The organism is Clostridium thermosuccinogenes, from assembly GCF_002896855.1.
GTDB lineage: Bacteria > Bacillota > Clostridia > Acetivibrionales > DSM-5807 > Pseudoclostridium > Pseudoclostridium thermosuccinogenes.
The window spans coordinates 3,500,560-3,512,213 of sequence record NZ_CP021850.1 but is presented as its reverse complement, the minus strand read 5'-3'; the positions used below and the strand labels follow the sequence as shown (position 1 = coordinate 3,512,213).

Sequence of the window (11,654 nt, the reverse complement as noted above, 5' to 3'; positions counted from 1 at the left end):
ATATGGATGATTTTGTTACCGGGTCCGGTTCGGAGGAAAATGAAGCCGGTGAGACAGAGGTTGTGTATAATACGGAAAAGGATTTTTACAAGGGCATTGGAGGAGAATTGCGTTATAAGGCCGAAGGGCTTTTCAAAAAAGCCAGGGAAAAGGGTATTTCCATAGAGGATATCGAGGTTAACCAGTTGAAAGATAATGGCGCAGAATTTCCGGGCCTGGGATTTATAAGCCTTCCTGCTTTGCTGGTCAAGGTAAGGGGAAGGCACATGCAAAGCGGGCAGGTTATAACCGATGGAAAGCAGATAGATTATTATAACAGGTACCAGCAGTATCTTGCCGAAAGGATACAATCAAAAAACGGCATCAAGGATGGAAAAGGCAGGACGGCAAAGGAAAGCAGAAAAGAGGTCGCTTGGGAGAATCCCCAGTTTGTTCTCTCCGACTGGGAGCTTTTTGAAATCGGAAAAGATCTCCTTGATGACAAGGAATTCGGCCTGGAAAAAACCATCACAGGGGCATGCGACAGGGTCATAAGGAAGCTGATGGGTGAAAACGACTGGCTCTATCCGGGAGAGGCAAGATTGTTGGATGAAGAATTCTCTGCAGTACAGAAAAAAATAGAGGCAACACAGGATAAGAGCGGAAGCGTCCAGACTGCTGCTCCGAAAAAGGCCACTGAAAGGCAGATAAATTATCTGAAAGCAAAAATCAAAAACCTTGGAGCTGACCCATATGATGGCACGGTAATGAAGGAGGTAATAAGGCAAAGCGGTTTTGAGGCCGAAGACATAAACAGCTTGAGCACGGGTGAAGTGAGCAAAATAATCGACAGCATAGGCATAATAATGCCGAAGGTAAAGAAATCCCTGGAACAAAGAAGCGGTATTGAAGCCTTCGGGCATGACAATGCTGCAAGACCCCAGACCAACCTGAGGCAATGAAAGATATTTTCTTTTATGCAATAGGGCTTTAAAATTTAAATACTATTTAATTGTATTTTTTTGAGTAGTATAATAAAATAGAATAAAAAATTGTAGAAATTTAAGAAAAAGGATTTTATGCTATTGAAAACGTCAAAGGGATTGCTGCCTGCCTTGAGCAAGCTGTTTTCCCGGAGGATGGGCTAAAAGGGAGCTGATTTTGGCTGTTATGAAGGAAATTGTTCTTGCATCGGCTTCTCCCAGACGTTCCGAACTATTGAAGCGGGTAGGTATAGCTTTTAGTGTTATGCCTTCAAATATAGAAGAGAAAATAGATGTAAGCTGGGAGCCTGAAGTTTTAGCTGAGGAGTTGTCTTACAGCAAGGCGCTTTATATAGCAGAGCAGCTGAAAAGGGACTGCCTTGTTATCGGAGCTGACACCATTGTTGTCAAGGATGGTGTTTTGGGAAAGCCCCGGGATGAGGCAGAAGCTTATGAAATGCTAAAACGCTTGCAGGGAAGCTGGCATGAAGTGATCACAGGAGTCACCATCATAAATGCCGGGGACATGGTAAGCCTTAAGGACCATGTAAAGACCAGGGTAAAGATGAGAAGCATGACGGATGATGTAATATATTCATATATCCGCACCAAGGAGCCCATGGATAAAGCCGGAGCTTACGGCGTCCAGGGGATGGGTGCACTGCTTGTTGAAGCTATTGAAGGCTGTTATTTCAATGTAGTGGGACTTCCTCTTATGAAGCTGGGCACCATGCTGGAGAATTTCGGAGTAAGATTGCTTTAGTACAGTTGAAATGACTGGGAGGAAGCTTAAGATATGCCCGATGTTAACTATAGATTGAAAATGAAGGATTTGCCTGTATGTGAAAGGCCATATGAGAAATTGGAGGAATATGGCCCGGAAATGCTTTCAAATGCAGAACTGTTGGCAATAATTATAAAAACGGGCAGCAGGAATGAAACTTCCGTTGCTCTTGCCCAGAGAATACTAAAACAGGACAAGTCCAATAAAGGGCTGGCCTTCTTGCATGACATAGGCTTAGAAGAGCTGAGAAGAATAAATGGCATAGGCAGGGTCAAAGCTATTCAAATAAAAGCGTTGGCAGAATTGTCCAAAAGAATGTCATCGACTTACACTTCCGGCAAAAGGGTTGTTATAAAAACACCGGAAGATGTAAGCAAGCTTTTGATGGAGGAAATGAGACATTTAAAAAAGGAAGTATTCAAAGTAATTCTGCTTAATGCCAAGAACCATATGATAAGGTGTATGGACATTTCCGTCGGAAGCCTTACGGCTTCAATAGTGCATCCTAGGGAAGTCTTCAGCGAAGCGGTTAAAAGTGGGTGTGCAGGCCTTTTGTTTGTACATAATCATCCCAGCGGAGATCCTGAACCGAGTACCGAAGATGTGGATACTACCTTAAGACTTGTAGACAGTGGTAAAATATTGGGAATAAAGGTTCTGGACCATGTAATAATCGGGGATGGAAGATATGTAAGTCTTAAAGAAAAAGGATTGATGTAGGACAGAATTTTGTAAAAGGAAGAGGAGAAGAATATGAGCTTATTTTCCAGAGATATAGGAATTGATTTGGGAACCGCCAATACATTAGTTCATGTGAAGGGCAAAGGTATTGTCCTTAGAGAACCTTCTGTTGTAGCAATTAACGTAAAAACCGGCGAAATACTGGCAGTAGGGGATGCAGCCAAGGAGATGATAGGCAGGACTCCGGGCAATATTGTCGCCATAAGACCTATGAAGGATGGGGTTATTGCAGATTATGACGTAACCCAGAGCATGCTGAAATACTTCATTAATAAAGCAGCACCAAAAGCGCTGTTCAGCAAACCTAGAGTAGTTATATGCGTGCCTTCGGGAGTCACGGAGGTGGAAAAAAGGGCAGTGGAGGAAGCTACTCTTCAGGCAGGTGCCAAGGAAGCGTACCTGATAGAAGAGCCTATGGCAGCGGCAATAGGAGCAAACCTTCCGGTGGAGGAACCCTCAGGCAGTATGGTGGTTGACATAGGGGGAGGTACCAGTGAGGTTGCCGTTATTTCCCTGGGAGGAATTGTTACCAGCAAGTCCTTGAGAATAGCCGGGGATGAGTTGGATGAGGCTATTGTGCACTATGTTAAAAAAGAATATAATTTAATGATAGGGGAAAGAACAGCCGAGGATATAAAAATGAGCATCGGAGGTGCTTATCCAAAGCCTAAGGAGGAATCCATTGAAGTCAGAGGAAGGGATTTGATAACGGGACTTCCAAAGAATATAGTTATTACGTCCTCCGAAATAAACGAAGCTTTAAAAGAGCCTATAAACGCTATTGTTGATTCAATAAAATTCACATTGGAAAAGACGCCGCCGGAGCTTGCAGCGGACATTATGGACAAAGGAATCATGCTTACAGGCGGAGGAGCGCTATTGAGCGGACTGGACAGATTGATAAATGAGGAAACAGGCATGCCGGTTTCCGTAGCGGAAAATCCTCTGGACTGTGTTGCATTGGGCGCAGGTAAAGTGCTTGACGAAATTGAAGTGCTGAAAAAGGTACTTATTTCTCCTAAAAAGCTGAAGTAGAAGGGAGACAAATCCTTTGTTGCGCCTTTTTAAGAGTAAATTATTCATATTGGCACTGGTGACCATAACAGTGCTGGTTATTATAGGTATATCCTCAAGGGCGGGCAGTGCAGTGAACACTGTGGGAAACGCTCTTGGTACGCCTCTGAATCCCTTTCAGAAAGCCGTTGCCTTTCTGGAAAGCAAGGTAGGGGGTATATTTACATATTTTGAGGATATGAAGCAGCTGAAAAAGGAGAATGATGAATTAAGAGCAAAGCTGGATGAACTGGAAAGAGATAGCAGGGATTTAAACAGATTAAGGGAAGAAAACAAGATGCTGAGGGAAACCCTGAATCTGAAAGATCAATTTAGCGATTATGAAAGCATTGGTGGAAACATAATAGCAAAAGATGTAGGTAACTGGTTCAATATCTTCACAATAGACTCGGGAACGAAGGACGGAGTGGTAATAGATTCCCCCGTCATAACCAGCAAAGGTCTTGTTGGAAGTGTTTACCAGACCGGGCCCTTATCATCGAAAGTAATTTCCATAATTGATGTGGAGAGCGCTGTCAGCGCGATGGTTTCCAATTACATAGTAATAGTGCGCGGTGACATAACACTGAAGGATCAGGGGCTATTGAGGATGGACCGCATACCTGTCGAATTGGATTTGAAGGTGGGCGATACCGTTGAAACTTCAGGAGTGGGAGGAATATTTCCCAAAGGCATATTAATCGGAAAAGTGAAGGAAATCCGGCAGGGAAGCACCGAACTGAGCAGATATGCCGTGGTTGAACCTGCAGTCGACTTCAGAAGGCTGAGAGAAGTTTTCGTCCTTGTAGATAAAACAAAAAATATTGAGACAGGTAATGAAGAAAGATGAGGAGAAAGATAGTTGCCTATTCGGCTTGTTTGTTTGTATTGGGGCTCATACAATCCACCGTTTTGGACTACATAAGAGTATTTAATGTAAAACCGAATCTTTTGCTGGCGTTTGTTGTGGTGACGGCCTTGCTCAGAGGCAATATGGAAGGAGCAGTCATTGGGTTTCTGTCCGGATTATGCCTGGATGTAATTTCCGGTAAACTTATCGGATTTTATACACTGCTGTGCATGTATATCGGACTCATAATAGGTTCCGTCAACAAGCGCCTTTACAGGGAGAACTTCCTGATTGCCGTATTTTTTACCTTTGTTGCTACTTTTACATATGAATATACCGTGTACTTTTTCAGCATTTTTCTAAAAGGAAAGGGAGACCTTCTCTTTCCCCTGAAGGCTGTAATTTTGCCTGAAGCTGTTTATAACTGCGTTTTATCCATTCCGCTGTTCATAATAATGTTGAAGCTGCATTATGCTTTTGAGGATGCAGGAAGGGCTTCCAGAAAATATTAAGCATATAAAGGGTGGGACTTGTCAAATGCCTGAGAGTAGTGTTATGTTCAAAGCTACGGTCAATGATTTATTTATAATAATGAAGGAAGAAAGTGATTTTGAATCGATTTTGGAGCAGATAGCAAATAAAATAGATTCGGCAGGAAGATTTTTTAAGGGAGTATCCCTCAATGTAAAGTACAGAGGAAAGAAGCTTACAAAAGATGAAGAGAACCGGATTCTTGAACTATTAGTGCGCAGGTCGGGAGCTGAAATCAGGAAAATTGAAGAGGATATACAGGAGGCTCCTGAAACCGTCGAATACGCGCCAAGCCATAAGAAAATCAAAATAAACAAGTTCTATTTTAAAGGCATTGATGAAGGTCCGGCAAAATTCTATAGGGGCACTGTACGATCCGGTCAATTGGTTGAGTCGAAAGGCAACCTGGTGGTAATTGGAGACGTAAATCCCGGTGGAGAGGTAATTGCCAACGGGAACGTAGTAGTAGTGGGAGCGCTTAGAGGTATAGTGCACGCCGGAGCCGATGGAAACAAGGAAGCAATAGTCGTAGCCCTGAACTTGCAGCCTATGCAGCTTCGAATAGCTGATGTCATTACCCGGTCACCGGATGGGAAAAGCTCCGGAAACATTCTTGTACCGGAAATGGCATATGTGAAGGATGACATTGTATACATAGAATCTTTCCTTCCCCAGAGATGACCTGTCGAAATCCAGGCCTGCACAGCCATTTAAGCTTTTTTGCAGGCCATGGATTGGAGAATTGACAAAACTATAAAACAAAGATATTATTTTATTATAGGCATTCGGGAAAAGAATTCAAAATAGAGCAGTGCTGATGAGTTGCTACTGCTAAAGGCCGTACCGGTATGTTACGGCATCTTTGTACTTAAATAAATTGCAAAATTTCCGCTTCTCATTGCTGATTCTGCATTCGATGAACTAGGGGGTAACCATTAATGAGCGATGTCATAGTCATAACTTCGGGAAAGGGAGGCGTAGGTAAAACTACAACTACCGCCAATATTGGAACAGGCCTGGCTTTAAAAGGTAAGAAGGTTGTTTTAATAGATACGGATATAGGTCTTAGGAACCTTGATGTTGTTATGGGGTTGGAAAATAGAATAGTTTATGACCTGGTAGATGTTGTGGAAGGCGCTTGCAGGATAAAGCAGGCTCTGATAAAGGACAAGCGCTATGAAGGTCTTTACCTTCTTCCGGCTGCTCAAACCAGGGATAAGTCAGCTGTATCTCCGAAGCAGATGATTAATCTGACCAATGAATTAAGACAGGAGTTTGACTACATAATCATCGATTGCCCCGCAGGCATTGAGCAGGGCTTTAAAAATGCAATTGCCGGGGCTGATAGAGCTATTGTTGTAACCACTCCTGAAGTCTCGGCTGTCCGGGACGCGGACAGGATTATAGGTCTTCTGGAGGCAAATGAACTTAGGAATCCAAAACTTCTCATAAACAGGGTAAGGCCTGATATGGTAAAACGTGGGGATATGATGTCCATAGATGACATTATTGATATTCTTGCTATTGACCTTATAGGCGTTGTTCCGGATGATGAGAAGATAGTCATATCAACCAACAAGGGAGAGCCAGCCGTCACCGATGAAAAATCCCAGGCAGGACAAGCTTACAGGAACATCACGAGGAGGATTCTGGGGGAAAATGTGCCGATTATGGATATGGAAGTTGACGATGGTATAATGCAAAAAATAAAGAAGCTCTTCGGTTTAAAAACGTCTTGAAAGGAGTAAACCTATGCTGCTCGATTTATCAAAGTTATTTGGAAGATCAAAGAATTCAAAGGATGTCGCAAAAGAGAGGCTAAAGCTGGTTCTGATACATGACAGAGCAAATGTTTCTCCTGAATTCCTTGAAATGGTTAAAGGTGAAATCATAAAGGTCATAAAAAACTATATGGATGTTGATGAGAGTGGCCTTGACATACAGCTTACGCGAACTAAAAGCGATGAAGGGGATGGAGTAGTGCCCGCCCTGATTGCCAACATTCCTATAAAAAATGTTAAGAGCAGCGGAAAATAGATTTGGAAGCAAAGCCAGTGGAAGGGAACTGCTTTGCTTATTATTAGAGTGCCTACGCAACTTAAATTAGAGAGGTTTGACGACTAATTGAAAAAGCAAGCCGCACTTCGATTTGAAGAGCGGCTTATTTTGTGCGTTGTCACTTAGCTGTTGTCACTGTTGTCACTTTGCGGCGTTTGCCTCCAGAAGCGAATCGCAATATTTGCATTTGGCTACAGCTTCAGAATATACTGCATTGGTTGCTCCGCAGTTCGGGCATTTGACCACTTTTGCCTTACCCAATCCCGGTTCGGAAGCATCCTGCTTGCCGGAATCTTTACGAGCGGATGGTGTTTCGGGTGTTATCAGCATTTTCTTATCCAAGTCGATATAAGAAAAAGGGAAGAAACCTGCGGCAATCATCTCCTGCAAATCCTTGCATGCAGTTTTATAGTCAGTTGGGAAAGCGGACGCTATACCTTCAAGGCTGTAGATCTTTCCTGAATTCACTATTGCTTCATAGCGTTCAAAACGCAATCCTCGCTTGACATATTTCCTACCTTTAAGAATACAAACGCCACTGAAGATATAAAAAAACGCTATTATAGGAAAGGCATCGCTGAAGCTCACGACTTCTCCGGATCCTTCGTATGTTGATGAGCCATCCAATACTGACATTACAAAAATTGTGCCCATAACAAAAAATGACCAGCCAAAAGCTTTTAGAGCTTTTCCGTTTTTTATGTAATTATGCTTTTCCGTTGTGACTTTCTTTACCATCATGTATATGCCAACAGGAAAGAAAATAATAAACATAAAAACAATTAATCCCCAGGAGCGAGTTTTTCTCCTATTATTATTTCTCATGTGCCATCCCTCACCAATTAATTTTAGGTTCACAGAGTTTCCATTTACTTATCAAGAGGCCAGATCATGCCTCCTAAAGCTATATTAAAATGGAAAAACACTGTTGATGGCGATACCTCTGATGAAGTATCTGCCTGTACCGCCATGCCGAACCGTTAAATTATTCAGTACCTATTTATAAATTTTATTATAAAAATATCCAATTATCAACAGGTTTAGCGTTGTGTTCATTTCATCAGGTCTTTAGTGATGGTCATTTTGAGTTGATTTTTTAACTTTCCGGCATGACAAGTTTATTGTAATAAAACTATTTCAATAAAAATATAATTTAGTAAACCGAAGGAAATACGGTGGTTTAAAAGGAAACAGCCGGATAAAAAAGCAAGGTACTTCCGGCAGACCGTGCTTTAGCAATTTTCAAAAGAGGTGCAGCAGTATGATGGATGATGTGATTGCCAGACCTAGATATGCACGGAATAGTGCGGCAATAAGGAGAAGAAGAAGGAGCCAGAAAAACGCCAGCATGAGCATGGCGGAGAAGCTTGTCCTTAAGATTATAGTATGTCTGGCCATACTGGTTGTGGTTGGACTTATCAGAAGCATCAATACCCCGGTTACCAACTTCCTGAGCGATAAACTAAAAGCAGCAATTTTGCATGAAGTAGATCTTAAAGGTATTTACCAGTGGGTTGACGGGGCTCTCGCCAATCTGGGCATTGATAAAAAAAGCGAAGAAGGGGAACATGATACTCCTGTCGGAGGCAATATTCCCGATGATGTTTCCGGAGACGACTCCAACAGATATGGGTTGGACCCTGGGGGATACGATTATTTAGAAGAAACCGGCAATGATACATCAAAAAAGGTTGAACTCGCATCAGCAGAGGTATTGGAGACCATCAGGGAGAATTATGAATTTATCACTCCTGTAGACGGCGTTGTTGTGTCAGGTTTTGGGAGCATAAGCAATGAAGAAAGGGATGACAAATTCCATACAGGCATAGATATGGAAACGAAAAACGGAGAGGCTGTAAAATCCGCCTTGGATGGCGAGGTGGCTTTGGTAAGCATATCTCCTGAATATGGGAAGTATGTGGTAATTGACCATGGCGGAGGCCTATCAACCAAATATGCTCACTGCTGGCATATTATGGTGAAGGAAGGCCAGCAGGTGCAGGCTGGAGAAGTCATTGCAGAGGTTGGCAACTCCGGAGTTTCCGTAGGCTCCCATCTGCATTTTGAAATACTGAAAGATGGCAAGTATTTGGATCCCATGGACTTGCTGAAGGTTCAGGTTGAGTGAAAACAGAGCTTGCTTTCAAATTCCGACAGGTCGATATAAAAATAAATATTTTCACTTTTGCCATCATTCCCGCAATGTACCTGACAGGTTATTTTGAAACATTCATAGCAGCCTTTATAAGCATTATGCTGCATGAGTTGGGACATATTGCGCTGGCTTGCCTGCTGAAAGTGAAGGTTCATGCTGTAAGAATAATTCCCGTCGGCCTAAACGCGGTAATAGATGAGATGCCTGATACGGGAAAACAGCTGATGGTATATCTTGGAGGTCCTTTTACCAATATTCTGCTTTCAGTGGCTGCTTACCTGTTCGGCCTTTGCTTTTTACCCGGCTCAAAGGTTGCTAATCTCATAGCATCAACCAATATATATCTTGCTGTTTTTAATCTCATGCCGGTTTTACCTTTGGACGGAGGCAGAATATTAAAAACTGCAATGGCCGATAAGGTCGGATTTCTGCCGGCAGGCAGGTATGCTAAAAAGATATCTTTGATTTTTGCTGCTTTTATATTTCTGCTGGGAATAGCTCAGCTTTACATAAACAGTTATAACTTCAGCATTTTTTTTATAAGCATTTATATAATAATCTCATTGAGGTGGGATGAAACGGAGGCTGCATTGATGAATGTAAAAAGCATTATTTACAGACGTTCCCGCTTGGTTAGAAAAGGTGTTTATCAGGCCCGGGACCTGGTGGTTCTTAAAAACGTCATGTTGAGCGAAATCATAAAGAACATGGACTTTGACAGGTTTCATATAATCCATGTCCTGGATGATGACCTGAAGCTGGTAAAGACGTTTACAGAGCAGGAAATAATAGATGCCCTGTTTGAAAACACTACAGACATCACCTTCGATGAGCTTATAAAAAAGTCAGAGTCAAACAAGCAGGGGTGAAGGAACAGCAATCAAAGCTCTGTTTTCCTTGTCAGCAGACGGTTCACTTCATTGTCCTCAATTATTTCTTCGATGGTGTTAATCCCGAGCTGTTTGAGAATTTTCATTACATTGAGATTGTCAAAGGGCGTGAGGATTAAAGAGTCTTCACCAAACTCATTTACCATCCGGGTAGCCTTGCTGACATCAATGTTTGTCCTTGGTCCGCCTACGCATCCACCGCTGCAGCCCATCCCTTCAACAAAGTTGGCATTGATATCCACTCCGTTGGACAGGTCGCTCAGTATCTTGTTGCACGCAGAAACACCGTCCACCCTTTTCGACTTAAGCTTAATAACCCTTTCCGGCTCCAGCCGGTTTACTACGGTTTTAACGGAAAAGCTCACACCTCCGGTCCTGGCATAAATTCTTCCGCCCATGGAGGCATGGTCCTTTTCATCGCCGGGCAGGTCCTTCAGATGAATGTCCAAGGCCGAAAAGATTTCGGACAGCTCCCTGAAATTGATTACAAAATCGATGGCGCCTTTCAGCTCCGGTTCTTTGACCTCTGCTTTTTTTGCGATACAAGGTGATATAAACACAACTTTGGCATCCTTGTACAGCTTTTTCAGGATTCTTCCGGAGGCTATCATGGGCGATACCGATGGGGACATGCGCTTGAAAACTTCCGGATACTGTTTCTTTGTCAGATTGAACCATACAGGGCAGCAGCAGCTGGTAAGGAAAACATCCCCTTCATTTTTTACCTGGTGGTTAAATTCCAAGGCTTCCCTGATTGTTAGTATATCTGCGAATAATGCAGTTTCAACCATGTCGGTGAAGCCTATGAGCTTCAATGCTGTCCTTAACTGACCCATGGAGACGTCATCTCCAAACTGTCCGACGACGGCCGGGGCTACCGAAGCAAACACCGGAGTGTTGGAATCCTTCAGTAGGTCAATCAAGGGCAGGAACTCGATTTTGTCTGCTATGGCTCCGAAATCACAGGCAGTAACGCATTCTCCGCAGCTCAGGCATTTATTTTCCACAATAACCGGTCCTTCGCTTTTTCTATAAATATGAGCTTCGTATTTACATACGTCTTCACACCGGCAGCTATCATGGCCGCAGTGTTCGCACGATCCCTGTATCCTGGCAATCACAGGTACGCCAATTTCCTTTGATTTTTTTATGATGTCCAGTTCGTCCTTGAATTCGGAGTCTCCCTTTGGATCCAGGCCCATGGCGATCCTTATGTGATCTTTTATAAACGGCATGTCGTCATCGGTGAACCCATATCTTTCCTTGATATCCTGGGCCAGCTCGTTCAAATCATAGTTGCTTTTAAGCTTCCCGTTCCAGTATCTTCTGACCAGCTCTCCGAATATCTTCATTCTTTTTTCCTGAAAATCACTAAACCGGTTATCTATCGTAATCATTCCCCTCAATAAGCTTTTTATATATTCTTGGCTGTTATATATATAATTGTTATCGGCCATGTTGCCAATTAGTATAATGCCCATATTTAATTAAAGAAATTCCCGGAATTCAGCCCATGCCATAGTTATAAAAGGCTCGTAAAGATCTACCATAATATAGATTAATTGTAAGTTGTGTGCAGAATAAAATCATTAAATTCCTTCCCTTTCTAAAAGAAATTTCCTACAGGTAG

At 42.7% G+C, this 11,654-nt stretch carries 13 protein-coding genes; 11 read left to right on the top strand and 2 right to left on the bottom strand.

Annotated elements, in window-relative coordinates; genetic code table 11:
• Positions 1 to 2: 2 nt before the first annotated feature.
• The 9 genes from CDO33_RS15515 to minE all read left to right on the top strand — a co-directional run bounded on the left by CDO33_RS15515 (position 3) and on the right by minE (position 6,958).
• Positions 3 to 941, top strand: a complete 939-nt coding sequence (locus tag CDO33_RS15515; RefSeq protein ID WP_242973956.1) for a hypothetical protein — start codon at positions 3 to 5, stop codon at positions 939 to 941.
• A gap of 208 nt (positions 942 to 1,149) precedes the next feature.
• Positions 1,150 to 1,725, top strand: coding sequence for a Maf family protein (locus CDO33_RS15510; protein ID WP_103082825.1), 576 nt, complete (start codon positions 1,150 to 1,152; stop codon positions 1,723 to 1,725).
• Positions 1,726 to 1,758: 33 nt separating this feature from the next.
• A complete protein-coding gene (radC, locus tag CDO33_RS15505; RefSeq protein ID WP_103082826.1) occupies positions 1,759 to 2,466 on the top strand; it encodes a RadC family protein in 708 nt (235 codons plus the stop codon).
• Positions 2,467 to 2,499: 33 nt separating this feature from the next.
• Entirely contained in the window at positions 2,500 to 3,522 is a 1,023-nt protein-coding gene (locus CDO33_RS15500) for a rod shape-determining protein (RefSeq protein ID WP_103082827.1), read from the top strand.
• A gap of 19 nt (positions 3,523 to 3,541) precedes the next feature.
• On the top strand, positions 3,542 to 4,390 hold the full coding sequence (mreC, locus tag CDO33_RS15495) for a rod shape-determining protein MreC (protein WP_103082836.1): 849 nt from the start codon (positions 3,542 to 3,544) through the stop codon (positions 4,388 to 4,390).
• A complete protein-coding gene (mreD, locus tag CDO33_RS15490; protein WP_103082828.1) occupies positions 4,387 to 4,902 on the top strand; it encodes a rod shape-determining protein MreD in 516 nt (171 codons plus the stop codon). Before mreC ends, mreD begins: the two co-directional genes overlap by 4 nt.
• Positions 4,903 to 4,927: 25 nt before the next feature.
• On the top strand, positions 4,928 to 5,602 hold the full coding sequence (gene minC / locus CDO33_RS15485) for a septum site-determining protein MinC (protein ID WP_103082829.1): 675 nt from the start codon (positions 4,928 to 4,930) through the stop codon (positions 5,600 to 5,602).
• A 257-nt stretch (positions 5,603 to 5,859) separates the two neighbouring features.
• Entirely contained in the window at positions 5,860 to 6,660 is an 801-nt protein-coding gene (gene minD, locus CDO33_RS15480; protein WP_103082830.1) for a septum site-determining protein MinD, read from the top strand.
• Between the two features lie 13 nt (positions 6,661 to 6,673).
• The gene (minE, locus tag CDO33_RS15475; RefSeq protein ID WP_103082831.1) at positions 6,674 to 6,958 is read left to right on the top strand and encodes a cell division topological specificity factor MinE; all 285 of its coding nucleotides are present in this window, start codon (positions 6,674 to 6,676) and stop codon (positions 6,956 to 6,958) included.
• A gap of 162 nt (positions 6,959 to 7,120) precedes the next feature.
• Here the strand turns inward: minE and CDO33_RS15470 are convergent, their stop codons facing one another.
• On the bottom strand, positions 7,121 to 7,804 hold the full coding sequence (locus CDO33_RS15470; RefSeq protein WP_103082832.1) for a hypothetical protein: 684 nt from the start codon (positions 7,802 to 7,804) through the stop codon (positions 7,121 to 7,123).
• A 436-nt stretch (positions 7,805 to 8,240) separates the two neighbouring features.
• Between CDO33_RS15470 and CDO33_RS15465 the strand changes: the two genes are divergently transcribed.
• Positions 8,241 to 9,107, top strand: coding sequence for a M23 family metallopeptidase (locus CDO33_RS15465; protein ID WP_103082833.1), 867 nt, complete (start codon positions 8,241 to 8,243; stop codon positions 9,105 to 9,107).
• Positions 9,104 to 10,003, top strand: coding sequence for a site-2 protease family protein (locus tag CDO33_RS15460; RefSeq protein ID WP_103082834.1), 900 nt, complete (start codon positions 9,104 to 9,106; stop codon positions 10,001 to 10,003). Before CDO33_RS15465 ends, CDO33_RS15460 begins: the two co-directional genes overlap by 4 nt.
• An 11-nt stretch (positions 10,004 to 10,014) precedes the next feature.
• Here the strand turns inward: CDO33_RS15460 and CDO33_RS15455 are convergent, their stop codons facing one another.
• On the bottom strand, positions 10,015 to 11,421 hold the full coding sequence (locus CDO33_RS15455; protein ID WP_242973957.1) for a [Fe-Fe] hydrogenase large subunit C-terminal domain-containing protein: 1,407 nt from the start codon (positions 11,419 to 11,421) through the stop codon (positions 10,015 to 10,017).
• Between the last annotated feature and the right edge of the window lie 233 nt (positions 11,422 to 11,654).